Origin of the sequence: Neisseria cinerea (assembly GCF_900475315.1) — a bacterium.
Taxonomy (GTDB): Bacteria; Pseudomonadota; Gammaproteobacteria; order Burkholderiales; family Neisseriaceae; genus Neisseria; species Neisseria cinerea.
Map to the genome: position 1 here is coordinate 1138873 of NZ_LS483369.1, position 26287 is coordinate 1165159.

A 26287-nucleotide genomic window follows, 5' to 3' on the forward strand; every position below is an offset into this window, starting at 1 on the left:
CACCGATACACGTATCTCGACTATAACTTTAAAAAAATGAGTTAAACCAATATCCATACATCCGCTTTTTTTATCATCCCACTTTTTATTCATCCGATCGAGCAGACAGATTTCGAAGATAAAAAATCTATTCACACCCTTTGATGTCATTCCCACACGGGCAAACAAATAAATTCCAATAAAAAAACGGAGCAGATACCTGCCCCGTTTTTTAATTTAATCCGAAATCCGAATTTAGAATTTTGCACCGGATTGGTTGGCCATATAGTCAACCGCTGCTTTGACTTCATCATCGCTCAAACCTGCATTACCGCCTTTTGCCGGCATAGCATTGAAACCTTCGAGTGCATGTTTATGCAAGGTTTCTTTACCTTGTTTGATACGGGGAGCCCAATCATCTTTTTTACCTATGCCGGGGATACCTGGAATCGCTCCGCCATGGCATGCCTGACAGGTTGCTTCGAAAACTTTCTTGCCGTCTGCACCGGCTGCAGGTGCGGCAGCACCTTTGTCTTCTGCCTTCGCTTCCGCCAGAGCTGCATTATCGGCAGGAGCAGAAGCTGTTCCTGAAGCGGCACTGTCGGCAGGCGCAGCCTCATCCGGATTCGGGAAAGAACCTCCGCTTTTATTCGCCATGTAGGTAATCGCCCGTTTGAGTTCCTGATCGGTCAGGTCTGCCGCGCCGCCTTTTGCAGGCATGGCATTAAATCCGTTAAGCGCATGTTGGAACAAGGTATCGAAACCTTGTGCGATACGCGGTGCCCAATCGCCGTTGTTCTCCAGTTTCGGAGCATTCGGCACATTGCTGTCTGCAGCATGGCACTGGATACAGATTTTGTTGAAAATCTGCTCGCCCTGACGCTCTCCGACCGGAATACCGTCACCCATGGTCAATTGGCCCACAGGCTGGATACGGGTCTGCGTTGCCGCTTCCGTCGTTAAATCAACATCGCCGAACGAGCCGCTGCCCGCCAGCTTAATCAGGAAATAAAGAACTGCAATAACAATAACGATACCGCTCACAAGGGTGAACAATGCAGAGCCTTGGGCTTTATTGTCGCGGAGTTGTTTCATTTGGTAGGCCTCGCCGTCAGGTTAGGTTGTGCTGTAAATTATAGTTTGGTATGTTAAACGCAATTAACAATATTTTGCTGGATTATACTGAATTCACAGGGTCTTTCCAATCACTATCATTGAAAATATGCAAAAAATCACAGGCAGCGTCTCTTTTAAGCAAATAATCCATTGAAAATACTTGCTTATCCCCAAACAAATATCCCTCATACCCCACGCATCAGCCTGACGCCTCAAGATAAACTTTGCCAATTTGCAGAATTTACGTTAATCTTACGTTTTCCGCACCCATAGCTCAGTTGGAAGAGTGTCAGTTTCCGAAGCTGGAGGTCACAGGTTCGATCCCTGTTGGGTGCGCCAATTATAAAGAGGCCGTCTGAAAGATAAATATTTTTCAGACGGCCTTTTGATTTACTTCAAATTCTTATTTCAATACTTCGGCAAATGCATCGGCAACATAGGCGATATTCGAAGCATTCAGTCCGGCGACGCACATCCTGCCCGAATCCAGCAGGTAAACGGCAAATTCGTCGCGCAACCTGCGGACTTGTTCCACGCTCAATCCTGTGTAGCTGAACATGCCGCGCTGTTTGATGAAATAAGTGAAATCGCGATCGGGGATTTGCGCGGTCAAGACATCGTAAAGTTTCTGTCGCATGGCGCGGATTCGGTCGCGCATGACATAGACTTCGTTTTGCCACAAAGCGTAAAGTTCGGAGCTGTTCATCACATCGGCGGCGATATACGCGCCATGTGCGGGCGGGCTGGAGTAGATACGGCGGACGGTGAATTTGAGTTGTCCGAACACCAATTCCGCTTCTTCTTTATTCGGGCAAACCACGCTCAGGCCGCCGACGCGCTCGCCGTAGAGCGACAGATTTTTTGAGAAGGAATTGCTGACAAGCAAGGGCAATTCCATTTCCACCGCTTTGCGGATGGCGTAGGCATCGCTGTCCAAATCGCCGCCGAATCCTTGGTAGGCAATGTCCATAAACGGAATCAGTTCGCGCGTTTTGATGATGTGCAACACTTCGTCCCATTGTTGTTCTGACATATCCACGCCGGTCGGGTTGTGGCAGCAGGGATGCAGGATTAAGACGCTGTGTTCGGGCAGGGTGTTGAAAAACGCGGTCATTTCGTCGAATTTCACGCCGACAGTGGCGGGGTCGTAATAAGGATAAGTGCCAACCTCGAAACCTGCGCCTTCAAAAATGCCGCGATGGTTGTCCCAAGTCGGGTCGCTGACGTAGGCGCGTGCTGTGGGGAACCAGCGGTGCAGGAAATCCGCTCCGACTTTGAGCGCGCCCGAGCCGCCCAAGGTTTGTACGGTAACAATACGTCCTTGCGCGAGCGCGGGGTTGTCTTTGCCGAACAACAAATGCTGCACCGCACTACGGTAAGTGTCCAAGCCTTCCATCGGCAGGTAGGGCGACGGCGCAGGCGTGGCAGCGCGGGCGGTTTCGGCTCGGCTCACGGATTCCAATACGGGCATCTTGCCTTCGTCGTCGAAATAAATGCCTATGCTCAAATTGACTTTTTCAGGGCGCGGGTCGTTTTTGAAGGTTTCGACCAAACTCAAAATCGGGTCGCCGGGATAGTATTCGATGTGTCGGTACATAGTCCTTACCTTTTGCTTTTTCCAAGGATTTTCTTTTTCAACAGTACGCCGCTTTCGATATGGTGCGTAAACGGAAATTGGTCGAACAGGGCGGCACGTTCGACCGTATGGGTTTCCGCCAAGGTGTCCAAATTGGCACGCAGCGTTTCAGGATTACAGGAAATGTAGATGATATTGTCAAACTGCGACACCAACTTCAAAGTTTCCTCATCGATACCGGCACGCGGCGGATCAACAAAAATAGTAGAAAATGCGTAATCCGTCAAAGCAATACCGCCCTCCTTAAGGCGTGTAAACTCACGTTTGCCGGTATAGGCTTCGGTAAATTCTTCGGCAGACAGGCGGGCGATTTTGATGTTGCCTATCCCGTTTGCCTCAATATTCCATTGCGCCGCGCCTACTGAAGTTTTGGAAATCTCGGTTGCCAAAACACGTTCAAACTTTTCAGATAAAGGCAGCGTAAAATTGCCGTTTCCGCAATATAGTTCGAGCAAATCCCCACCCAGCCCTTCTGCCGCACCGCATGCCCATTCAAGCATTTTTTGACACACGGCAGCATTGGGTTGGGTAAAACCGCCTTCAATTTGCCGATAACGGAAATCCCGATTACCGACCTTCAAAGTTTCCGTCACATAGTCCTGTTTTAAGACTATTTTCTGCCCCCTGCTCCGCCCAATAACGGAAATATCCAACTGTTGCTGTAACGCTTGCGCCGCCCGTATCCACTCATCATCAAGCCTTTTGTGGTAAATCATAGTAACCAGCATTTCCCCGCTGAGCGTGGACAGAAATTCGACGGCATACCAACGGTTTCTCAGTTCGGCAGATTGGGCGGCAACGGCAATTAATTCGGGCATCAGGCAGTTGACTGCCTCTGAAGCAGCATCGAAGCGGTCGCAACGGATCAGGCTTGCCCCGCTAGCCTTTTGTCCTTTTTCAAACATGGCATAAAACATTTCCCCGCCTTCGTGCCAAATACGGAACTCGGCACGCATACGGTAATGTTTGTCCGGAGATTCATACACTTCCCACTCAGGAACATCCAAACCTGCAAAAAGGGTTTTAAGGTGGTCTTTTTTACCTTGAAGCTGCTGCGTGTAGTCATTCATATCGCTATCCCGAAAAATCAGACCGGATTATAAGCCGATTCACTGCAAAACACGCAACTCCTTTACCGGCATATAACCCGTTTTCCTCCGGCTTTTATGCTAAAATCCGCTGTCTCCAACATACCGTCCACAGAGGGAAAACATGGCAGGCAACACTTTCGGACAACTCTTCACCGTTACCACCTTCGGCGAAAGCCACGGCGCAGGTTTGGGCTGCATCATCGACGGCTGCCCGCCCGGACTGGCCTTAACCGAGTCAGACATCCAAGCCGACCTCGACCGGCGCAAACCCGGCACCAGCCGCCACGTTACCCAACGCCGCGAAGCCGACCAAGTAGAAATCCTCTCCGGTGTCTTCGAAGGCAAAACCACCGGCACACCCATCGCCCTCTTAATCCGCAATACCGACCAACGCAGCAAAGACTACGGCAACATCGCCACCAGCTTCCGTCCCGGCCATGCCGACTATACCTACTGGCACAAATACGGCACGCGCGACTACCGCGGCGGCGGCAGAAGCTCCGCCCGTGAAACCGCCGCCCGCGTTGCCGCCGGAGCCGTTGCCAAAAAATGGTTGAAAGAAAAATTCGGCACGGAAATCACCGCCTACGTCACTCAAGTCGGCGAAAAAGAAATTCAGTTTGAAGGCTACGAACACATTTCCCAAAACCCCTTCTTCGCCGCCAACCAAAGCCAAATTGCCGAGCTGGAAAACTATATGGACAGCGTGCGCAAATCCTTGGATTCCGTCGGCGCGAAGCTGCATATTGAAGCCACCAATGTCCCCGTCGGCTTGGGCGAACCCGTATTCGACCGCCTCGATGCCGAAATCGCCTACGCCATGATGGGTATTAACGCCGTCAAAGGCGTAGAAATCGGCGCAGGTTTCGGCAGCGTCGTCCAACGCGGCAGCGAACACGGCGACGAACTCACCCCGCAAGGCTTCCTGTCCAACCACTCAGGCGGCATCCTCGGCGGCATCAGCACCGGACAAGACATCCACGTCAATATCGCCATCAAACCCACCAGCTCCATCGCCACACCGCGCCGCAGCATCGACATCAACGGTGACCCCATCGAACTCGCCACGCACGGCAGACACGACCCCTGCGTCGGACTGCGCGCCGCCCCCATTGCCGAAGCCATGCTCGCGTTAGTCCTCATCGACCACGCCCTGCGCCATCGCGCGCAAAATGCCGACGTTCAGGTTAATACGCCCGACATTACCCTTTCAAACAAATAAAAATTTAGCCAAAACACAGACTTTATAATAGAATATCGAGCATTGCCGTGCAGCCTTGACGCACGGGTTTGTTTAGAGGAATGCAACTGAAATGACACAAGAAACCGCTTTGGGCGCAGCACTGAAATCTGCGGTCCAAACCATGAGCAAAAAGAAACAGACAGAAATGATTGCCGACCATATCTACGGCAAATACGATGTATTCAAACGATTTAAACCGTTGGCACTCGGTATCGACCAAGACTTGATTACCGCGCTGCCCCAATACGATCCTACACTTATTGCACGCGTCCTCGCCAACCACTGCCGCCGTCCGCGCTATCTGAAAGCATTGGCGCGCGGAGGTAAACGCTTCGACCTGAACAACCGCTTTAAAGGCGAGGTTACTCCTGAAGAGCAAAACATCGCGCAAAATCATCCTTTCGTACAACAAGCTTTACAAAAACAGGCTGAAACCGCTACACCGGCAGCCGAAGCGGCAGAACCTTCCGCAGCAGAATAAGCTGTCCGAATAAAATGCCGTCTGAAACCTGATTGGTTTTCAGACGGCATTTTTCACATTGACTCAAATAGCTTGTTTATACAGTGTTTTATCCTTATTTTCTTCTTTTCTGCCAACCAATTAAATATCCAATTGAGCCGTATCACCTTCCCGTTCCATCCATGCGCGGCGGGCTGCAGCTTCGCCTTTGCCCATCAGTTTGACGAAGATATCGCGTGTTTCGTCATCCGCGCCTTCTGGGATTTGTACCTGCAACAGGCGGCGGGTATCGGGGTGCATGGTGGTGTCTTTGAGCTGGTCAGGGTTCATCTCGCCCAAGCCTTTGAAACGGCTGATGGAATAGGCGGTTTCTTTAACGCCTTCTTTTTGCAGTCGCTCTAAAATGCTGTCGAGTTCGTTTTGGTCGAGGGCGTAGAATTTGCGGGCGGGTTTGCTTTTGCCTTGTGCGTTGACATCGACGCGGAACAGCGGCGGCTGGGCGACGTAGATGTGTCCGTCGGCGACCAGTTTCGGGAAGTGGCGGTAGAACAGGGTCAGCAGCAAAACTTGAATATGCGAGCCGTCCACGTCGGCATCGGACAGGATGGCGATTTTGCCGTAGCGCAGGCCGCTTAAATCGGGCTTGTCGTTGATGCCGTGCGGATCGACGCCGATGGCGACGGAAATGTCGTGGATTTCGGCGTTGCCGAAGAGTTGGTCGGGGTGGACTTCAAAGCTGTTGAGCACTTTGCCGCGCAGGGGCAGGATGGCTTGGGTAACTTTGTCGCGGGCGAGTTTGGCGGAGCCGCCGGCGGAATCGCCTTCGACGAGGAAGAGTTCGTTTTCGCGGATGTCTTCGCTTTCGCAGTCAGTCAGTTTGCCGGGCAGGACGGCGACGCCGCTGCCTTTTTTCTTTTCGATTTTTTTAACCGAACGCATCCGCGCCTGCGCTTGGCGGATGGCGAGTTCGGCGATTTTTTTGCCGAAGTCCACGTTTTGGTTCAGCCACAATTCCAAAGGGTCGCCCGATACGGTGGCAACGAGTTTCAACGCGTCGCGGTTGGTCAGTTTGTCTTTGGTCTGGCCTTGGAACTGCGGGTCGAGGACGCGGGCGGAGAGGACGAAGGCGGTTTTGCTGAACACGTCGTCGCTTTGTACTTTTACGCCGCGTGGTAGGAGGTTGTGCAGGTTGATGAAGTTGTTGACGGCGTTGAACACGGCTTGTTTCAAGCCTGCTTCGTGCGTGCCGCCCAGCGGGGTAGGGATGAGGTTGACGTAGCTTTCGTTGGCGCACGAGCCTTCTTCCAGCCAGGTCAGGGCAAACGCTGCACCTTCGCCGATGCTGAAATCGCCGTTGTGATCGTCTGAAATGTAGTTTTCGCAGGAGAACAGCGGCACGGCTTCTTGCGCGTCGGCAATCAGGTCGGTCAGATAGCTTTTCAGGCCGTCGGGGTAGTGCCAAGTTTGGGTATGCGCTTCGTCTTCGCCTTTGACCGGACAGGTCAAGGAAACGCGCACACCCGGCAGCAGCACGGCTTTGGCACGCAGCAGGCGTTCGAGTTCGGGAATGCTGTAATTCGGGCTTTCAAAATATTTTCCGTCCGGCCAAACGCGCACTTCGGTGCCGCTGTCTTTGACGGCGCATTTGCCCACTTCTGCCAACGGTTCGACCACGTCGCCGCCGGCAAACACGATGCGGTGGATTTTGCCTTCGCGTTTGACGGTGACCTCAAGGCGGGTGGAGAGGGCGTTGGTGACGGATACGCCCACGCCGTGCAGGCCGCCTGAAAAGGCATACGCGCTGCCGCCGTCTTTTTTGTTGAACTTGCCGCCCGCGTGCAGACGGGTAAACACGAGTTCGACCACGGGCACGCCCTCGACAGGGTGCAGCCCGACGGGAATGCCGCGTCCGTTGTCGTGTATGGACAGCGAACCGTCGTCGTGGATGCGCACGTCGATTTCAGTAGCGAAACCGCCCAACGCCTCGTCCGCCGCGTTGTCGATGACTTCTTGGCAGATATGGGTCGGACTGTCGGTGCGGGTGTACATGCCGGGACGTTCTTTGACAGGCTCCAAGCCTTTGAGGACGGTAATGCTGGATTCGCTGTATTGGTTGTTTTTAGCCATAGGAATAATGTAAAGGCCGTCTGAAAGGATGAAAAACAACGCTTTCAGACGGCCTGAAAGCGTTTGGGTTATAGGTTTTCTATTGGATTGCGACGGATAAAGTCTTCGTAGCTTTCCATGCCGCGCAGGAAGCGGGAAGAGAGTTCTTCCAATGCCCCCAAGTAAACGTCTCGTTTGAAATCAATTACTTCGTCAACGGGAGCCCAATATTGTTGCCAACGCCAACCGTCAAATTCGGGATGGTGGCAGGCGCGGAGGTTGACATCGCTGTCACGGCCGACCAAACGCAAAAGATACCAAATCTGTTTTTGTCCGCGATAGGATCCGCGCCATTCGCGGCGTACCCAGTTGTTCGGCACGTCGTAACGCAGCCAGTCGCGCGTCCGCCCGACGATTTTGACGTGTTGCGGCAGCAGCCCGACTTCTTCGTACAGCTCACGGTACATGGCGGTTTCAGGGCTTTCGCCCGGCTTGATGCCGCCTTGAGGAAACTGCCATGAATGTTCGCGTACGCGCTTGCCCCAAAAGACCTCGTTGCGGTTGTTGATTAAGATGATACCGACATTGGGGCGATAGCCTTCTCTGTCCAACACGGTGTCGCCCTCCGTTAAATTCAATCTTGGGATTTTCCCACAAATCGAACGGTTTTGACAAATCGGACGATATGGTTCAAGCATGTCGAAACACAGACGGATTCGGGAAAATATCTTAAATTTGGTTTACAATAATACGTTTCAAATTAATTCGGGAATCAGACCATGTTAGATATCCAATTGCTCCGCAGCAACACCGCCGCCGTTGCCGAACGGCTTGCACGGCGCGGTTATGACTTTGATACCGCACGTTTTGACGCACTGGAAGAACGACGCAAGTCCGTTCAGGTGAAAACCGAAGAACTACAAGCCTCGCGCAACAGCATTTCTAAACAAATCGGCGCACTGAAAGGTCAGGGCAAACATGAAGAGGCGCAGGCGGCCATTGATCAAGTCGCCCAAATCAAAACCGATTTGGAACAGGCTGCCGCCGATTTGGATGCCGTTCAAAAAGAATTGGACGCATGGTTGTTGAGCATACCTAACCTGCCGCACGAAAGCGTACCCACCGGTAAAGACGAAACCGAAAACGTCGAAGTCCGCAAAGTCGGCACGCCACGCGAATTTGACTTTGAAATCAAAGACCATGTCGATTTGGGCGAACCTTTGGGTTTGGATTTCGAAGGCGGCGCAAAACTCTCCGGCGCACGATTTACCGTTATGCGCGGACAAATCGCCCGTCTACACCGCGCGCTGGCACAATTCATGCTCGATACGCACACGCTGAAACACGGCTACACCGAGCATTACACACCCTATATCGTAGACGACACCACCTTGCAAGGCACAGGCCAACTGCCCAAATTCGCAGAAGATTTATTCCATGTTACCCGCGGTGGCGATGAAACCAAAACCACCCAATACCTGATTCCGACCGCAGAAGTAACGCTGACCAACACCGTTGCAGGCAGCATTTTGGACGAAGGCGGACTGCCGCTAAAACTGACCGCCCACTCGCCCTGCTTCCGCAGCGAGGCGGGTTCGTACGGCAAAGACACACGTGGCCTGATCCGCCAACACCAGTTCGACAAAGTAGAAATGGTACAAATCGTTCATCCCGAAAAATCATACGAAGCGCTGGAAGAAATGGTCAGCCATGCCGAAAACATCCTGAAGGCTTTGGAACTGCCCTACCGCGTGATTACCCTGTGTACCGGCGACATGGGCTTCGGCGCAACCAAAACGTATGACTTGGAAGTTTGGGTTCCCGCGCAAAATACCTACCGCGAAATCTCAAGCTGCTCCAACTGCGAAGATTTCCAAGCCCGCCGCATGAAGGCGCGTTTCAAAGACGAAAACGGCAAAAACCGCTTGGTACATACTTTGAACGGCTCCGGTTTGGCAGTCGGCAGAACCTTGGTCGCCGTGTTGGAAAACCATCAAAACGCCGACGGCAGTATCAATATCCCAGCCGCTTTGCAGCCTTATATGGGCGGCGTTGCCAAGTTGGAAGTGAAATAAGCCTTAACCCTGAACATAAATGCCGTCTGAAACTTAGTTCAGACGGCATTTTTTACCCAAACACAAAACTCAATCTCCCATTGCCGCCAAAAGCTCGGCCTGATGCTCAGCAATCAGGGCGTTGGTAATTTCTTCCAAGTCGCCGTCCATCACAAAATCCAGCTTGTGCAGGGTAAGGTTGATGCGGTGGTCGGTTACGCGGCCTTGGGGGTAGTTGTAGGTGCGGATGCGTTCGCTGCGGTCGCCGCTGCCGATGAGAGATTTGCGCTCGGCAGCTTCTTTGGCTTGGGCTTCGCGTTTTTGCGCGTCGTTCAGGCGGGCTGCGAGGACTTTCATCGCCTGCGCCTTGTTGGCGTGTTGGCTGCGACCGTCTTGGCATTCAACCACCATACCGGTAGGCAGGTGGGTGATGCGGACGGCGGAGTCGGTTTTGTTGATGTGCTGACCGCCCGCACCGGATGCGCGGAAGGTATCGATGCGCAGATCGGCGGGGTTCAATTCGATGTCTTCCAGTTCATCCGCTTCAGGCATGACGGCGACGGTACAGGCTGAAGTGTGGATACGGCCTTGGCTTTCGGTTGCAGGGACGCGTTGCACACGGTGGCCGCCCGATTCGAATTTCAGACGGCTGTACGCACCGAGTCCGACAATACGGGCGATGACTTCTTTATAGCCGCCCAATTCGCTTTCGTTGGCGGACACGATTTCGACCTGCCAGCGGTTGCGCTCGGCATAGCGGCTGTACATACGCAGCAAATCGCCTGCAAACAGCGCGGCTTCGTCGCCACCGGTACCGGCGCGCACTTCGATAAAGATGTTTTTGTCGTCGTCGGCATCTTTGGGCAGCAGCAGTTTTTGCAGTTCGGTATCGAGCGTGTTGATTTTGGCTTTGGCCGCTTCGATTTCTTCGGCGGCAAAGTCTTTCATTTCGGGGTCGGACAGCATTTCTTCGGCATCCGCCAAGTCGCTTTGCGCCAGCTGATAGTTTTGGAAGACTTCGACGACGGGCGTCAATTCAGCGTGTTCGCGGGTGAGTTTACGGTAATTGTCCATGTCGGACGTAGCTTCGGGCTGACCGAGCAAATGCGTGACTTCTTCCAGTCGGTCGCTGAGTTGTTGTAGTTTTTCTAAGATAGACGTCTTCATAATTCTTCCATAACAAACGCCGCCTGAATGTTCAGACGGCATCAACACTGGATTATTATAATAGGTTTTCCGGATATTCAAAAAGATAATCTTAGATGGATAACCTACCGTCCCAACAGGGCATCGGCATTGCGCTCCGTTACCTTGGCAATCTCTTCTACACAGGTTCCGCGGATTTCCGCAGCAATCTTTGCAATACCTGGAATATTGGCAGGCGTATTAATCTCCTTTTTCAGCATAAACGGGCTGTCGGTTTCCAAGATGAAATCGGTGTCATTCAAGGTTTTGAGGGTTTCGCGTATTTTGCGGGCGTTCGGGTTGAGCAACAACGAACCGATGCCGATTTTGAAACCCAATTTCGTCAACACGCGCGCTTCTTCCGCGCTGCCTGAGAAGGCGTGAACGATGCCGCCTTGGGTAAAGCCTGTCTGTTTGACGGCGGCAGCGATGTCGGCGGTGGCTTTGAGATTATGGATAATCACGCGCCGACACAGGGTTTGCGCGATGACAAGCTGGCGGCTGAAGACTTGGATTTGCCGTTCGCGCTGTCGTTGCGTTTGGGTTTTGTCGTAAAAATCCAAGCCGATTTCGCCGACCCATGCCGTCGGACTCGCTTTCAATGCTTGTTCCAAATGCCGGAAATCCGTTTCGGAAACGTCGTCTGAAAACCAAGGATGGATGCCGAGCGCGATATGGATGTTGCCCCAAAGCGGATTTTCAGACACCCTTTCTGCCAAATCCGACACGTCCTGCCAATCCTGCGGCCGAGTTGCGGGAACGATAAACCGCCCTACCCCTGCCTCCCGCGCTGCGGTCAAAATGTGCGGCAGGTTTTCGCGTAAGGCGGGATCGGCGAGATGGCAGTGGGTGTCGGTGAAGTTCATTTCGATTTCACAATAATTGCAGTCTTACCAACTCTTTTTTTACATCTTCCGCACCCCAGCCTTGCGATACGGCGAGGGTCATGAGCGCGGTGGCGGTTTCGAGGTTGCATTTGCCGCCGTTGATGATGCCTGAGTTGCGGAACGCATTGCCTTGCGCGTAAACGGCGGCAGTTCTGCCTTGTCGGACTTGGCTGATGTTGAGCAACAATTTGCCTTGCTGCGTAAAGTCTTGCACGGCGCGGATGAAACCTTCATCTGCGGGGGTGTTGCCGTGTCCGTAGCTTTGCAGGATAAGGGCGTGGGCGGGAAGCTGTGCGAGTCCGTCCGCAAGTTCTTGGACGGCAAAGCCGGGGATAAGCGTGCGGACGGCGATTTTTGCCTGCGGATCGGGATAGCGGATTTTGAGGCCGTCTGAAACGGCTGCTGCGTCTTGGGACGGGATACGAAGATTGTGCCAGCCTTGTGTTTCATCCCATTCGGCGATGGCGCCGAAATGCGGATTGTCGAAGCCTGCGGCGGTTTCGGTGCTGACTTTGCTGCTGCCGACGGCGGGATACAGTTTGCCGTCAAAGGCAATGACGGTTTGTTTGAGCTTGAGGCTGAAGGCGGCAACGGCGGTGGAGAGGTTGCGCGGGGCGTCGCTGTTTTCGGCGGCGTAAGGCCATTGGGAACCGGTCAGGACAATCGGTTTGCCCAAACCTTGCAGGGCGAGCGCGAAGAGGTTAGCGGTGTACGCCATGCTGTCCGTGCCGTGCAGTATCAGGATACCGTCGCAGGAAGGGAGTTTGTCGGCGATGATGTCCAGCCAGTCGCACCAGTGTTGCAGCGTGACGGAGGAGGAATCAATCAAGGGATTGCAGACGTGCCACTCGAAGTCGAGGCCGTCTGAAAAAGGGGAAAGGGCTTGGCTGACCAATGCAGTATCGGGGCGCAGGCCTTCGCTGCTTTGGGTCATGCCTATGGTGCCGCCTGTGTAGAGGACGAAGATTTTTTGTTTCATGGACATCATCGGGTCGTCTGAAAATAATGATACGGCTTATTTAACTATATTTCGGACAGGCTGGCAATTTGGCGGAGCGGACGGTTTTCAGACGGCCTTCAAATGAAAAAGCACCCAAGGGCTGTCGATATTTGATTTTCCAAGTGGATTTTTATAGTGGATTAAAAAAACACGGAAACTATTGAATATCGGCAACCTATTTAGGTGCTTGATTTTATTGTTCGCTTTGCGCGGCTTTTTTGGCTGCCTTGGCGGCTTTGCGTTGCGCCCGCTTTTCTTTCAATTTACTGCGGTAAAACTGGATACGTTGGCGTTTTTTCCACCAAATCCAAGCGACAACGGCCGCACCTATACCCAAGATAACGAAAATACCCGATTGCAGGCTGTGCATTTTCGCCATCAGCCAATCGATGTTGTGCGCACCGTATTCGCCCAGATAAATCCAAATAGGGACGGAAATCAGCGCGGCCAGTCCATCCATAATGATAAAACGCAAGTATGAAACCTTGCGGCTGATACCGGCTGTAACAAATACGGCCGTTCTCAAACCGGGCAGGAAACGGGCGACAAATAAGACCCAGTTACCGTATTTGTCGAATTTTTCCTGAACCTGCTCATAACGTTTCGGCGTCATGATACGCGCAATAGGTTTGAACCTTAGGATTTTCTGCCCCCAAATTCGTCCGGCGGCGAACATGATGCCGTCCCCGACCAATACGCCGAGCATACCGACTGCAAACATAATATGCGGATTGGTATAACCCATACCCGAAATCACGCCGCCTGTTACCAAGGTCAAATCCTCGGGAATCGGCACGCCGAAACCGCAGATGACCAATACAAAAAAAACAGCCGCATAACCGTATTCGACAAAAAAGGCTTCTAAAAAAGCAAACATGGCGGATATTCCATTGTCGGAGATAAAAAGTCAGAACAAACCGAAACATTTTCTACATGAAGCAGGCATTCTATCAAAGATTATGCCGTCTGAAAGCGGAAAAAAGGCAGATTCGCGTATCCTCCGCATGTTCAGACGGCATTTAAACAGAAAACCGGCCGATTCTGAAAACGGTTTTTCCTGATTTTGCCTAAATGCTGCCGATGGCGGAAGCAATACGTTCCGCCCCTTCGCGCGCCCAGTCGGCCTGTCGTGCCTCAACCATCACGCGCACGACAGGTTCGGTTCCCGAAGCGCGCAATACAACCCTTCCTTTGCCTTCGAGTTCTTTTTCCACTTCGGCCAACACGTCTTTCGAAGCCTCCTGCCATTTCTGACCCTTTTGGATGCGCACGTTAATCATAGTTTGCGGATACGGCTGCCAGTCGGCGCAAACAGTGGCGAGGTCTTGGTTCAGGATTTGCAGCGCCGCCAAAACTTGCAGCGCGGAAATAATGCCGTCGCCGGTGTTGTGTTTGTCCATGCACAAAATATGGCCGCTGGCTTCGCCGCCGATGAGCCAGCCGCGTTGGTTCAGTTGTTCCAACACATAGCGGTCGCCGACTTTGGCGCGGCAGAAATCGACGCCCTGCTCTTTCAGGGCGATTTCCATCGCCATATTGGTCATGACCGTGCCGACCACGCCGCCGATGTTGATACCTTCTCGGGCGCGGGCTTTAGCAATGACGTAAATCAGGCTGTCGCCGTCGTAAACCTTACCGTTTTTATCGACCATCATCAAGCGGTCGCCGTCACCGTCCAAGGCGATGCCGTAGTCGGCTTCATGCTGTAAAACGGCGGCCTGGAGTGTCTTGGTATAAGTCGCACCGCATTTTTCATTGATATTGTAGCCGTTGGGTTCGTCGCCGATGCTGACGACTTGTGCGCCCAGTTCGTGAAACACCTTGGGTGCGACACCGTACCCCGCGCCGTTGGCGGTATCGATAACCAACTTCAAACCCCGAAGGTCGGAATGACTGGGAAAGGTGGATTTGCAAAATTCGATATAGCGGTCGTCCGCACCGCTGATGCGGCGTGCGCGCCCGAGGCGTGCAGAAGGCTGGGTTTTCATTTCTTCGTCGATTTTGGCTTCGATTTCCAACTCGATTTCATCGGAAAGCTTCACGCCACCCTCGGCAAAGAATTTGATGCCGTTGTCGGAATAGGCATTGTGCGACGCGGAAATCATCACACCGGCGGACAAACGCAGCGCACGGGTCAGATAAGCCACGCCGGGCGTAGGCAGCGGACCGGTTTGGATAACGTTGACACCTGCGGCGGTAAAACCTGCCACCAAAGCGGCTTCCAGCATATAACCGGAAATACGCGTATCCTTGCCGATTAAAACGGTCGGTTTCTGGTCGGTGTCGTGCTGAACCAAAACCTGCCCCGCCGCATAGCCGAGTTTCAATACAAAATCGGGCGTAATCGGAAACTGCCCGACTTCGCTGCGCACGCCGTCCGTGCCGAAATATTTTTTTGCCATGTGTTGCTCCAAGAATGTGAACCGTTGTCCGAGATTATACAGTCAGTTTGTGCCTTGCTGTCTGCACCGTTGATGCCGTCTGAAGCCGCTCCGTCCTTTTCAGACGGCATGAAGTATGTGAACCGCTGTTTATAGATTGATGCCCAACGCTTCCCACGTCTTCAAAGCATCCGCCGTTGCCTTCACATCATGCACCCGCACGATTTGCGCGCCGCGCGCCACGGAAGCCAGCGCCGCCGCCACGCTGCCGTGTACGCGCGCCGCCGCGTCTGCCTCGCCGGTCAGCTCGCCTATCATGCGTTTGCGCGACACGCCGATGAGCAGCGGAAAACCCGTTTCCGCCATCAATTCGGGCAAATGCCGCATCAGTGCGATATTGTGTTGCAAGGTTTTGCCGAAGCCAAAACCGGGGTCAAGCGCGATACGTTGCGGGGCGATGCCTGCCGCGATGCATTCCGCCGCCCGCGCTTTCAAATACCGCGCCACTTCACCGACAACATCCTGATATTTCGGATTAATCTGCATGTTTTCAGGCAAACCCTGCATGTGCATCAGGCAAATACCCGTGTCCGTCTGGCGCGCCAGCAATTCGACCGCGCCTTCGTCGGTCAACGCCGCCACATCGTTAATAATATCGATGCCGCCGAGTGCCAATGCTTTTTCCATAACCACCGTGCGACGCGTGTCCAAACTGACGGGAACGCCCCACCCAGCCACTTCCGCCAATACAGGCTCAACCCGCGCCCATTCTTCTTCAGGCGAAACATAATCCGCACCCGGCCGCGTCGATTCACCGCCGATGTCGAGAATGTCCGCACCCTCTTTCAAAAGCCGTTCGGCATGCGCCAAAGCTGTTTGGGCGTTTTGCGAATACGCGCCTCCGTCGGAAAAAGAATCGGGCGTGAGATTCACGATACCCATGATTTTCGGTTTGTCCAAACCGATTTCAAACCGTCCTGCCTGCCAAACGCATCCGACCATATCCGTGCCTCCTGAATAAAAAGCAAATTATATGCCGTCTGAACAAAACTTGTCCGTTTCAGACGGCATCGGTATTTCAAAAAAGTATCTTACAGAATCCGCCGCCGTATGAAACATACACTGCCCCTGCAAACGCGGCAACACCCGCGATACCTGATCCGGCGGTATGCCTGCTTATGGACATTACCCCTTTATACAAGATAATCCGCCCGCACAAAATAGGATTTCTACAAGCCGTGTTATACTGTGGCGTGTTTTACAGACTTTTCAGGCTATGGATTTATTATCGGTCTTCCACAAATACCGTCTGAAATATGCGGTAGCCGTGCTGACGATACTGCTTTTGGCAGCAATCGGGCTGCACGCTTCCGTATATCGCATCTTCACACCTGAAAACATCCGAAGCCGCCTCCAACAAAGCATTGCCCATACGCACCGGAAAATCTCGTTTGATGCGGATATACAGCGCAGGCTTCTGCCCCGGCCGACCGTCATCCTGAAAAACCTGACCATTACCGAACCCGGCGGCGACCGGACTGCCGTTTCCATCAAAGAAACCAAAATCGGATTGAGCTGGAAAAATCTGTGGTCGGATCAGATACAGGTTGAAAAATGGGTGGTTTCGGGTGCGGAACTTGCCCTGACACGCGACGGGAAAGGCGTTTGGAACATCCAAGACCTGATCGACAACCCAAAACGCAAAGCCTCGGTAAACCGCATCATTATCGAAAACAGCACCGTCCACCTCGACTTCCTGCAAGAGCGGTTTACCCTGAAGGAAGTCCGCCTCAACCTGCAATCCCCCGTTTCATCGGGACAACAGTTTGAAAGTTCGGGCATACTGACAAGCGAAAACCTGTCTGCCTCATGGAAAAGCAAAGGGCTTTTCATTTCAGACGGCATCAATCCGCCCGAAATCTCACCGTTCCATTTCGAAGCCGAGACCGCACTAAACGGGCACGGCATTACCGTTTCCACCACCGGCAACCCCACTATCCGTTTTAACGCCGGCGGACCGGATGCGGCCAACCTCAGCCTGCGTGCCGACACCGCCTTCCACAACCTCCACCTGACCGCCCAAATCCCTACGCTGGCACTCAGGAACAACAACATCAAAATTGAAACCGTCAACGGGACATTTACCGCTACCACCAACGACGGGAATTCCCAATGGGGCGGATCGTTCAAACTCGATAAGGCCAAACTTCACCCCAGTATCGGCAACATCGGTAACGCCGAAATCTCCGGCAACGTCAAAACACCCCGCCTTCAAACCAACTTTTCCCTCGGTTCACCATTGGTTTGGAGCCGGAATAACGGTCTGGAGGCACCGCGCCTGCATGTATCAACCCTTCAGGATACCGTCAACCGCCTGCCGCAACCCCGTTTCATCAGCCGGCTCGACGGTTCGATGTCCATAAAAAACCTTCATCAGTGGCATGCCGAATTCAACGGTTCGTTCGACCGCCAAACCGTTGCCGCGAAATTCAGATACACGCATGAAGACGCACCGCACCTGGAAGCCGCCGTCGCACTGCAAAAATTGAACCTGACCCCCTATCTTGACGACGTGCGACAACAAAACGGCAAAATATTTCCCGACACCCTCGGCAGGCTGTCCGGAGATATCGAAGCCCACCTTAAAATCGGCAATGTCCAACTTCCCGGCCTGCAACTGGACGATATGGAAACCTACCTCCACGCCGACAAAGGCCATATTGCGCTCAGCCGTTTCAAGTCAGGGCTTTACGGCGGCCATACCGAAGGCGGCATCAGCATCGCCAACACCCGTCCCGCCACTTACCGCCTGCAACAGAATGCAAGCAACATCCAAATCCAACCGCTGCTGCAAGACCTGTTCGGCTTCCACAGCTTCAGCGGCAACGGCGATGCGGTCATCGACCTGACCGCGAGCGGCGAAACCCGAAAAGAGCTTATCCGCTCGCTTCAAGGCAGCCTGTCGCTGAATATTTCCAACGGCGCATGGCACGGTATCGACATGGACAATATCCTGAAAAACGGCATTTCGGGCAAAACTGCCGACAATGCCGTACCCAGCACACCCTTCCACCGATTCACGCTCAACAGCGAAATTTCAGACGGCATCAGCCGCCACATCGATACCGAACTCTTCTCCGATAGCCTCTATGTTACCAGCAACGGCTATACCAATCTGGATACGCAGGAATTGTCTGAAGATGTCCTTATCCGCAACGCCGTCCATCCGAAAAACAAACCGATTCCCCTGAAAATCACCGGTACGGTGGACAAGCCGTCCATTACCGTCGATTACGGCAGGCTGACCGGCGGCATCAATTCGCGCAAAGAGAAACAGAAAATCCTCGAAGATACCCTGCTGGAACAATGGCAGTGGCTCAAACCTAAAGAACCGTAAATACCCTGCGTACAAAAATGCCGTCTGAAACACCCCCGCGCTTCAGACGGCATTACCGTAAAACCTACAACCCCAATTCCCCCCAAATCTCATCAATCTTAGCCGTAACCGCAGGGTCTTTTTTGATTACTCGTCCCCATTCGCGGTCGGTTTCACCCGGCCATTTGTTGGTCGCATCCAAACCCATTTTGCCGCCGAGTCCGCTGACGGGGCTGGCGAAGTCGAGATAATCGATGGGCGTGTTTTCTACCAAAACAGTGTCGCGTACGGGGTCCATGCGCGTGGTTACCGCCCAGATGACTTCTTTCCAGTCGCGTACGTTCACATCATCATCAACCACGATGATGAATTTGGTGTACATAAACTGTCGCAGGAACGACCAGCAGCCCATCATCACGCGCTTGGCATGGCCGGCGTATTGTTTTTTCATGCTAACCACCGCCATGCGGTAGGAACAGCCTTCGGGCGGCAAGTAGAAATCGGTGATTTCGGGGAACTGCTTTTGCAAGAGCGGTACGAACACTTCGTTCAACGCCACGCCCAAAACGGCAGGCTCATCAGGCGGTTTGCCCGTGTAGGTGGAATGGTAAATCGGATTTTCACGCATGGTAATGCGTTCGACCGTAAATACAGGGAAATGGTCCTGCTCGTTGTAATAGCCCGTGTGGTCACCGTATGGACCTTCCAACGCGGTCTCGTTTGGATGGATGACGCCTTCCAACACGATTTCTGCACGGGCAGGCACTTGCAAATCGTTGCCGATACATTTCACCAGCTCCGTCCGCGAACCGCGCAGCAGTCCGGCAAACTGGTATTCGCTCAAGGTATCGGGAACGGGTGTTACCGCGCCCAAAATGGTGGCAGGGTCGCAGCCGAGCACGACGGCGACAGGATAGGGCGTATCGGGATTGAGTTTACGAAATTCCTGATAATCCAGCGCGCCGCCGCGATGCGACAGCCAGCGCATAATCAGCTTGTTTTTGCCGATGAGTTGCTGGCGGTAAATGCCGAGATTTTGGCGTTTTTTGTGCGGACCGCGCGTTACGGTCAAGCCCCACGTTACCAGCGGCGCAACGTCTTCCGGCCAGCAATGCTGAATCGGGAGTTTATACAAATCAACGTCTTCACCTTCCCACACGATTTCCTGACACGGAGCGTTTTTCACCACGTTCGGCGCCATGCTCCAAATATCTTTCAGTAATGGCAGTTTGGAAAACGCGTCTTTAATGCCTTTGGGCGGTTCGGGTTCTTTCAGATACGCCAGCGTCTGCCCGATTTCGCGCAGCTTGGACACGCTGTTTGCACCCATGCCCATCGCCACACGTTCGGGCGTACCGAACAGGTTTGCCAACACGGGATAATCGTAACGCGTACCATCGGGCTTAATCGGGTGTTCAAACAACAACGCTGGCCCTTCGGCACGCAGCACGCGGTCGGCGATTTCGGTCATTTCCAAATGCGGGGAAACGGGATGCGCGACGCGCTTGAGTTTGCCCTGCTGCTCGAGCATGGCGATGAAGTCACGTAGGTCTTTGTATTTCATGTTGATCCTCATTTGAGGCCGTCTGAAAACCGAATTTTGGACTTCAGACGGCCTGAATCATAGATTGCAATATAGCTTCAGGGCATTCGTTGTTTTCGGCAAAAAAACAATATTCATCATATGGGTTGTGGATACCGAACTTCCAGCCCTTGTAACCGAAATCTATCCACGTTTCGCCCGTAACCCAATCCGATACGAAGTCGGTAAGCATTCCGCCGAAATGGACAATTTTCCGCAGCAGGCTCGACGGCGGGCAGGTTTGCGGCAGTTGCAGGAACAGGCGGGAGCCGTTGTGCATGGTTTCGTTCAATAGAGGGCGGTTTGTCATTTGGTCCTTAATAGTCTGCCCCGGATGCCGCCTCTATCCTTGCCTGCGCTTCGGCATATTCTATGCCGTTATAAAAGTCGTGTACCAGCGGATGTTCGCCGCTTTGATGAAGTTGCAGCAGGGGACGTCGGTTGTCGGACTGGGTAACGACATTGCAGTGCAGACCGAAGGTGTCGGTTTCATAAGGGGGCAGCCAGTTGCATATCATGCCGAAATAAACGACGTTTTCCGGATTGTCGTGAAAGTGGCTTTGATAGTCGTTAAAACTCTTTTCGCTGACAGATACCCACACCCCGTATTCCAGCGTTTCCTCATGCCCGATAATCGGAATAAGCAGCACCGCGCGGATAAAACGGTCGGTTTGGTCGGGATAGCAGATGATGCAGAAATCAGAATCGCATTCTGCTTGATAAGCAATGCGTTCTTCTTCACTGAGTTGATTATAGGGATCGGGAATGGCAAAACCGATTGCCGGCATATCTTCATGTTTTTCACCGCAGGAAGTGCAAGTGTGCATAAGGTTTCAGACTTTCAAAACAAGTTTGCGGTAAAGCCATTCGCCGGCAAACAATATCCCCATCAATACATAAGCAATCACGCCGGTATAAACCGCCCACCAATCGTATCGCCCCAACCAGGCCAACAAAGCGGCAAGCGTCCCGTTGATTATAAAAAATACGCACCAAACCTGCGTTACCCAGCGGGTATAGCGCACGGCTTGCCCGGGGAGTTCCGGCTGTTGCAAACGCGCGAGCCTTTCTATGACCGTCTGTTTGGCAAACAGGCTTCCCCCGAACACCGCCAACATCATCAAATTAACGAGGACAGGATACCAATACATTGAATCACGCCGCCCGAACACCAATACTGAGGCAAAAAACAGTGTAATAAACAAAGCCGTATAACGCTGTTGGGGAAATTTGGCAGTCAGAGCGCGCAGAAGCCACAACCCGCACATCGACGCCGCCAGCCAGACAAACCATCCCGCCTCCCTGCCGTAATACCACAAAGCGGGATAGGCAATACTCGATACGGTCAGAAAAATATGTCCGAAAAAACCGAGTTTCATTTTGAATCCGCACAAACGTTTTCAGACGGCATCCGATAAAAACATGCCGTCTGAAAAATAATTAGAAATACCCGATTAGCCAGCCTGAATCTTCAATACCGCCTGTACTACGTCGTTGACGGTGCGGACATTGCGGAAATCTTCAGCTTGCAGCTTGCGGCCGGTTTCACGCTTGATACGGTCAATCAAATCGATGGCATCGATACTGTCGATTTCCAAATCTTCGTAAAGATTGGTATCGGGCGTAATCCGTTCCGGTTCGATTTCAAACAACTCGGTCAGGGTATCGCGCAACAACCGGTAGATTTCTTGTTCGGTCATATGTTTCATCCTTATGCTTGACGGTTTTTGACAAAAGCGGCGAGTGTTTTGACATTGGCAAAATGTTCGCGCAAGTTGTCCTGCTCACCGTCCAGGCGGAAACCGAAATGTTTTTGTACCGCCAAGCCTAATTCCAGAGCATCGACGGAATCCAAGCCCAACCCCCCGTCACCGAACAGCGCATCTTCGCTGCCGATGTCGGCGGCGGTTATATCTTCCAAAGCCAAACTGTCAATAATTAGTTGCTTGATTTGGGCTTCCAAGTCGTTCATATGGTTTTCCTTGTAAAATAATCTTGCAGATATTCATTCAGCCGCCGAGCCGCAATCGGCAACGGTTTTTCGGCGAGCCAATCTTGGGGGAGGATGTCGTCTCCGACCGTAATTTCATACCGTATCCGTTTCGAAGGAATTCGGTACCACGGCTGTCCTTTTTTAAAATTGGGCGGATTCATTTTGATACATACAGGCGTAATCACTTCGGCATACCGCAGTCCCAAAGAAACCGCGCCCCGGTTCATCTTGACCCGTCCGTCCCACCCCGTTCTTGTTCCTTCGGGGAACACCAGCAGGCTCTGCCCGCTGTCAAAAACTGCCTTTACCGTTTCCAGCATTGCTTCCGATTCTTCGTTTGGAATATAGCCCGCACCTTTAATCTGGCTGCTCATTGCCGGATTGTGCTGCAAATCTTTTTTCACGATGCAATTCATTTCGGACACATGGCTGACAAGCAGCACCACATCCAACAGAGACGGATGGTTTGCCAAAATCAACTGTCCCGGTCGGTTGAGTTTTTCAATACCCTTGAACTCTACATCCAACACACCCGACCATTTCAGATAAGCAACGAACAAACGCCAAGATGTTCCGATAATCCGGCGCGCCGCCAATTGGCGGGCGACAGACCTTGAAGTACCGTTTAAAGTGTAAGGCAGCAAAACCAATTTCATCATAATGCCGCCGACACCGAAAATCACAAATCCTAACCAAGTCGCCAAAAAACGGCGGCAATAATCCAATTTATCCATTCTGCTGCCACAACCATTCACGATTGCGATATACCCGGCGATATTCCTGATTGCCATTCAGTAAAAAACGCACCCATTCCAAACCGCTCCAATATGCCTCGGATAGCATACCGGTTTCAGACGGCATATCATCCGAAGCAGACAGAGTCAGACTGTAACGCGTCCCTTTGGTCAGGACCATCGCCAAAGCATAAGCAAACGGAGCGCGAGTCGCCGATACGGCATATCCTTCCGGCAGCGGATCGTCCGCCACCAAAACCAAAACCGACCCGAATCCCTCTTTCAATAGGGACGCCGCTTCTGCCAAAGCCGTCTCCACACCATCGGCACACACGGCCAATGCCGTCTGCTCACTCATATCCTGCCTCAATATCGACCATTGCCCCGCCGTCGCATTGTGCACCGACAAACCGAACGAAGTCGGTGAAACGGTTTGCGATTTCAACAGTTCCAACCACAAATCGAAACTACGCGCCATTTCCCCATCGTGCGAGGCATAAACTACCGGACTGCCGGGATAGGCGGAGGCAATGTCCCAAGCCGCATCACATACCAAACGCGCCGCCTTACTCAAACGGCGGCGCTGCATAGCGGGCAGGAACGGCAATTCCGGCTTGACATCTGGCAAACCGTCGGCGAAACCCGGACATTCCGCCCACTGCCTCCACTGGGCCATATTACACATTTTGCTGCCTGAAACCCGCCATGCGGAGATGTCGAAGTGAAACCGGCAAATGATAGACGGCATGGTTTCTTTCAAAAATTTACACTATGCCACATTCTAACCAAAGCCTATCTGCCTGACAATGCCGAAAGCCAAACACATTGCCGCCCCTTTTTTTCCGACAGGCGCCATCTCCGTAGCAGACAGCCACATTAGCCTGAATTTACATTTATCACTATAATGCCGATATTTGTGTGCCGCCCTACCGCAACAGATGAATACACTGCCAGAATGCCCGATTACCGACACAGCCCCCCTGCTGCCGCACAGCGGACGCATGGTTCTGATAGACCGTATTAACCGATACGGCGATTATTTTGTCGAAGCAGGGGTGCAGATAAGGTCCGACCACATCCTTCTGGTCGACGGCATGCTGCCCTACACGGCATTTATCGAACTGATGGCACAGGCTGTCGGTGCATATGCCGGCATCCAAGCCCGAAAAAACGCACAACCGGTCCGGCTCGGATTCCTGCTCGGCACGCGCAAACTTGAAATTTTTACCCAATCCGTCCCTGTCGGAACACATTTGCTGGCAACGGCGCATATGTCTATTCAAGACGTCGGAGGTATGGGTGTGTTCGACTGCGAACTGCGTTGGACGGACGCACCGGAAACTTCGTCCGAAACACTCCCCTCAGACGGCATTTTGGCACGCGCCTCATTGAACGTGTACAGTCCCGAACACCCTGTCGAAATAACTTAATGCCGTCTGAACAGGCACACACATACGGAGAACAACCATGACCGAAACCGTCCTGATTACCGGCTCAAACAGAGGCATAGGCAAAGCTGTCGCACTCGGTTTGGCAGAAGACGGCTTTGATATCGTCGTCCATTGCCGCAGCCGCCGCGATGAAGCCGAAGCCGTAGCGGAAGAAATCCGAGTTTTGGGCAGACAGGCAAGGGTGTTGCAGTTTGACGTGTCAGACCGCGCAGCCTGCCGCGATATTTTGACTGCCGACATCGAAGCAAACGGCGCGTATTACGGCGTGGTGTTGAACGCCGGACTGACGCGCGACAATGCCTTCCCCGCGTTTTCAGACGACGATTGGGATTTGGTGCTGCGAACTAATTTGGACGGTTTTTATAATGTATTGCACCCGTTGACCATGCCGATGATACGCCGCCGCAAAGCCGGGCGGATTGTGTGCATGGCGTCGGTGTCCGGCTTGACGGGCAACCGCGGTCAGGTCAATTACAGCGCGTCCAAAGCGGGCTTGATCGGCGCGGCGAAAGCCTTGGCGGTCGAACTGGCGAAACGCAAAATCACCGTCAACTGCGTGGCGCCGGGTTTGATCGATACGGACATTGTCGATGAAAATGTACCCGTCGAAGAAATTTTGAAAGCCGTCCCCGCAGCGCGTATGGGGCTGCCGGAAGAAGTAGCGCATGCGGTGCGTTTCCTGATGGATGAAAAAGCAGCGTATATTACGCGCCAAGTGATTGCGGTGAACGGAGGTTTGTGTTGAATACCAGAAGAGTCGTAGTAACAGGCATAGGCGGCATTACCGCCTTCGGTCGTGACTGGCACAGCATTCAGACGGCATTCAAAGCCGAAAAAAACGCCGTCAAATATATGGATTGGCACGAACGTTTCCCCGAATTGGAAGCGCAACTGGGTGCGCCGATTGAAAATTACGCGCCGCCGAAACATTGGACGCGCAAGCAGCTCAGAAGTATGGGGCGCGTGTCGTATCTGTGCGTCGATGCGGCGGAGCAGGCTTTGACGGATGCCGGTTTGCTCGGAGACGAAAGTATTACCGACGGACGGATGGGCGTTGCCTGCGGCTCTTCCAGCGGCAGCACCAAAGACATCGGCGATGTGGGCGAATTGTTGCTGACTGGCACGTCGCGCAACTTCAGCGCCAACACCTATGTGCGTATGATGCCGCATACGACCGCCGCCAATATCGGCATCTTTTTCGGATTGAAAGGACGCATCATCCCGACATCGAGCGCGTGTTCGTCCGGCAGCCAAGGCATAGGTTATGCTTACGAAGCCATCAAATACGGCATGATAGACATGATGCTGGCGGGCGGCGGCGAAGAATTTTGTCCGTCCGAAGTTTATGTTTTCGACTCGCTTTATGCCGCCAGCCGCCGCAACGGAGAACCGGAAGAAACCCCACGCCCATACGACGCGAACCGCGACGGCCTGGTCATCGGCGAAGGTGCAGGGATTTTTGTGCTGGAAGAGTTGGAACACGCCAAACGGCGCGGTGCGAAAATTTACGCCGAACTCGTCGGCTACGGCGCCAACAGCGACGGCAGCCACGTTACCCAGCCGCAAAAAGAAACCATGCAGAAATGTATGGAACTTGCACTGCAAGATGCAGGCATTACGCCCGATAAAATCGGCTATGTAAACGGGCACGGCACAGCAACCGAAAAAGGCGATATCGCCGAAACGCTGGCAACTGAAGCTGTATTCGGATTTGTGCCCGTCAGTTCGCAAAAAAGCTATTTAGGGCACACGCTCGGCGCGTGCGGCGCTCTGGAGGCATGGTTCTCGATTGAAATGATGAACGGCGGCTGGTTTGCACCGACCCTGAACTTGAACGACATTGATCCGCGCTGCGGCAAGGTGGACTATATTTTAAGCGGCGGACGTGAAATCCAAACCGATTACGTGATGAGCAACAATTTTGCCTTCGGCGGCGTGAATACCTCGCTGGTGTTCAAACGTTGGAAGAACGGATAAAACAGGCGGCATTGACGGCAAGCTGCCGTATGGCAA

General features: G+C 53.0%; 26 protein-coding genes and 1 tRNA gene. 8 read left to right on the top strand and 19 right to left on the bottom strand.

What is annotated here, in order from left to right:
- Positions 1 to 234 precede the first annotated feature (234 nt).
- Complete coding sequence (locus tag DQM57_RS05975) at positions 235 to 1074, bottom strand: c-type cytochrome (protein ID WP_111727261.1); 840 nt, start codon at positions 1072 to 1074, stop codon at positions 235 to 237.
- Positions 1075 to 1358: 284 nt separating this feature from the next.
- Here DQM57_RS05975 and DQM57_RS05980 point away from each other — a divergent pair.
- Positions 1359 to 1434, top strand: a tRNA-Arg gene (locus DQM57_RS05980).
- A gap of 64 nt (positions 1435 to 1498) precedes the next feature.
- On the opposite strand, the gene DQM57_RS05985 is transcribed toward DQM57_RS05980, so the two are convergent.
- A complete protein-coding gene (locus tag DQM57_RS05985) occupies positions 1499 to 2692 on the bottom strand; it encodes an amino acid aminotransferase (protein WP_111727262.1) in 1194 nt (397 codons plus the stop codon).
- Between the two features lie 5 nt (positions 2693 to 2697).
- Entirely contained in the window at positions 2698 to 3801 is a 1104-nt protein-coding gene (gene trmA / locus DQM57_RS05990) for a tRNA (uridine(54)-C5)-methyltransferase TrmA (protein WP_111727263.1), read from the bottom strand.
- Positions 3802 to 3943: 142 nt separating this feature from the next.
- On the opposite strand from trmA, the gene aroC reads away from it, so the two are divergent.
- Together aroC and DQM57_RS06000 are read left to right on the top strand one after the other, a co-directional pair.
- Positions 3944 to 5044 carry a chorismate synthase gene (gene aroC, locus DQM57_RS05995; RefSeq protein WP_111727264.1) on the top strand — a complete coding sequence of 367 codons (1101 nt, stop codon included), beginning with the start codon at positions 3944 to 3946 and terminating at the stop codon, positions 5042 to 5044.
- 91 nt (positions 5045 to 5135) lie between these two features.
- Positions 5136 to 5546, top strand: coding sequence for a ProQ/FINO family protein (locus DQM57_RS06000; RefSeq protein ID WP_107860273.1), 411 nt, complete (start codon positions 5136 to 5138; stop codon positions 5544 to 5546).
- A 120-nt stretch (positions 5547 to 5666) separates the two neighbouring features.
- On the opposite strand, the gene parE is transcribed toward DQM57_RS06000, so the two are convergent.
- A complete protein-coding gene (gene parE / locus DQM57_RS06005; protein ID WP_111727265.1) occupies positions 5667 to 7652 on the bottom strand; it encodes a DNA topoisomerase IV subunit B in 1986 nt (661 codons plus the stop codon).
- 68 nt (positions 7653 to 7720) lie between these two features.
- Positions 7721 to 8329, bottom strand: a complete 609-nt coding sequence (locus DQM57_RS06010) for an RNA pyrophosphohydrolase (protein ID WP_111727266.1) — start codon at positions 8327 to 8329, stop codon at positions 7721 to 7723.
- Positions 8330 to 8410: 81 nt separating this feature from the next.
- Here DQM57_RS06010 and serS point away from each other — a divergent pair, with 81 nt between their 5' ends.
- Positions 8411 to 9706: a serine--tRNA ligase gene (serS, locus tag DQM57_RS06015; protein WP_111727267.1), complete on the top strand. Its 1296-nt coding sequence runs from the start codon at positions 8411 to 8413 to the stop codon at positions 9704 to 9706.
- 69 nt (positions 9707 to 9775) lie between these two features.
- Here serS and prfA read toward each other — a convergent pair whose 3' ends face one another.
- The 6 genes from prfA to folP all read right to left on the bottom strand — a co-directional run bounded on the left by prfA (position 9776) and on the right by folP (position 16140).
- Complete coding sequence (prfA, locus tag DQM57_RS06020; protein ID WP_108044099.1) at positions 9776 to 10852, bottom strand: peptide chain release factor 1; 1077 nt, start codon at positions 10850 to 10852, stop codon at positions 9776 to 9778.
- Positions 10853 to 10956: 104 nt separating this feature from the next.
- Complete coding sequence (locus DQM57_RS06025; RefSeq protein ID WP_108044098.1) at positions 10957 to 11736, bottom strand: TatD family hydrolase; 780 nt, start codon at positions 11734 to 11736, stop codon at positions 10957 to 10959.
- Between the two features lie 7 nt (positions 11737 to 11743).
- Entirely contained in the window at positions 11744 to 12736 is a 993-nt protein-coding gene (locus tag DQM57_RS06030) for an asparaginase (RefSeq protein WP_167395550.1), read from the bottom strand.
- 214 nt (positions 12737 to 12950) lie between these two features.
- Positions 12951 to 13634: a DedA family protein gene (locus DQM57_RS06035; protein WP_107860264.1), complete on the bottom strand. Its 684-nt coding sequence runs from the start codon at positions 13632 to 13634 to the stop codon at positions 12951 to 12953.
- Positions 13635 to 13824: 190 nt separating this feature from the next.
- Positions 13825 to 15159 carry a phosphoglucosamine mutase gene (glmM, locus tag DQM57_RS06040; RefSeq protein ID WP_111727269.1) on the bottom strand — a complete coding sequence of 445 codons (1335 nt, stop codon included), beginning with the start codon at positions 15157 to 15159 and terminating at the stop codon, positions 13825 to 13827.
- 129 nt (positions 15160 to 15288) lie between these two features.
- The gene (gene folP, locus DQM57_RS06045) at positions 15289 to 16140 is read right to left on the bottom strand and encodes a dihydropteroate synthase (protein WP_107960676.1); all 852 of its coding nucleotides are present in this window, start codon (positions 16138 to 16140) and stop codon (positions 15289 to 15291) included.
- A gap of 274 nt (positions 16141 to 16414) precedes the next feature.
- Here folP and DQM57_RS06050 point away from each other — a divergent pair, with 274 nt between their 5' ends.
- Positions 16415 to 18535: an AsmA family protein gene (locus DQM57_RS06050; protein WP_111727270.1), complete on the top strand. Its 2121-nt coding sequence runs from the start codon at positions 16415 to 16417 to the stop codon at positions 18533 to 18535.
- 64 nt (positions 18536 to 18599) lie between these two features.
- Here DQM57_RS06050 and ubiD read toward each other — a convergent pair whose 3' ends face one another.
- The 8 genes from ubiD to DQM57_RS06090 form a co-directional block, all read right to left on the bottom strand.
- Entirely contained in the window at positions 18600 to 20078 is a 1479-nt protein-coding gene (gene ubiD / locus DQM57_RS06055; protein ID WP_111727674.1) for a 4-hydroxy-3-polyprenylbenzoate decarboxylase, read from the bottom strand.
- 43 nt (positions 20079 to 20121) lie between these two features.
- The gene (locus tag DQM57_RS06060) at positions 20122 to 20406 is read right to left on the bottom strand and encodes a hypothetical protein (protein ID WP_111727271.1); all 285 of its coding nucleotides are present in this window, start codon (positions 20404 to 20406) and stop codon (positions 20122 to 20124) included.
- 7 nt (positions 20407 to 20413) lie between these two features.
- A complete protein-coding gene (locus tag DQM57_RS06065; RefSeq protein WP_111727272.1) occupies positions 20414 to 20923 on the bottom strand; it encodes a DUF2199 domain-containing protein in 510 nt (169 codons plus the stop codon).
- 6 nt (positions 20924 to 20929) lie between these two features.
- Positions 20930 to 21475, bottom strand: coding sequence for a COG4648 family protein (locus DQM57_RS06070; RefSeq protein ID WP_197711715.1), 546 nt, complete (start codon positions 21473 to 21475; stop codon positions 20930 to 20932).
- Between the two features lie 75 nt (positions 21476 to 21550).
- On the bottom strand, positions 21551 to 21796 hold the full coding sequence (locus DQM57_RS06075) for an acyl carrier protein (protein WP_002222119.1): 246 nt from the start codon (positions 21794 to 21796) through the stop codon (positions 21551 to 21553).
- An 11-nt stretch (positions 21797 to 21807) separates the two neighbouring features.
- Positions 21808 to 22068 (bottom strand): phosphopantetheine-binding protein, encoded by a 261-nt coding sequence (locus tag DQM57_RS06080; RefSeq protein WP_003677788.1) that lies wholly within the window; start codon positions 22066 to 22068, stop codon positions 21808 to 21810.
- Positions 22065 to 22823 (bottom strand): lysophospholipid acyltransferase family protein, encoded by a 759-nt coding sequence (locus DQM57_RS06085; protein ID WP_111727273.1) that lies wholly within the window; start codon positions 22821 to 22823, stop codon positions 22065 to 22067. Before DQM57_RS06085 ends, DQM57_RS06080 begins: the two co-directional genes overlap by 4 nt.
- Complete coding sequence (locus DQM57_RS06090; protein ID WP_111727274.1) at positions 22816 to 23571, bottom strand: beta-ketoacyl synthase chain length factor; 756 nt, start codon at positions 23569 to 23571, stop codon at positions 22816 to 22818. Before DQM57_RS06090 ends, DQM57_RS06085 begins: the two co-directional genes overlap by 8 nt.
- A 190-nt stretch (positions 23572 to 23761) precedes the next feature.
- On the opposite strand from DQM57_RS06090, the gene DQM57_RS06095 reads away from it, so the two are divergent.
- From DQM57_RS06095 to DQM57_RS06105, 3 genes are read left to right on the top strand one after another with little or no spacing between them, the layout of a single operon-like run.
- Positions 23762 to 24253, top strand: a complete 492-nt coding sequence (locus DQM57_RS06095) for a hotdog family protein (protein ID WP_111727275.1) — start codon at positions 23762 to 23764, stop codon at positions 24251 to 24253.
- A gap of 37 nt (positions 24254 to 24290) precedes the next feature.
- A complete protein-coding gene (gene fabG / locus DQM57_RS06100; RefSeq protein WP_111727276.1) occupies positions 24291 to 25019 on the top strand; it encodes a 3-oxoacyl-ACP reductase FabG in 729 nt (242 codons plus the stop codon).
- A complete protein-coding gene (locus DQM57_RS06105) occupies positions 25013 to 26251 on the top strand; it encodes a beta-ketoacyl-ACP synthase (RefSeq protein WP_111727277.1) in 1239 nt (412 codons plus the stop codon). Before fabG ends, DQM57_RS06105 begins: the two co-directional genes overlap by 7 nt.
- The last annotated feature ends 36 nt before the right edge of the window (positions 26252 to 26287 follow it).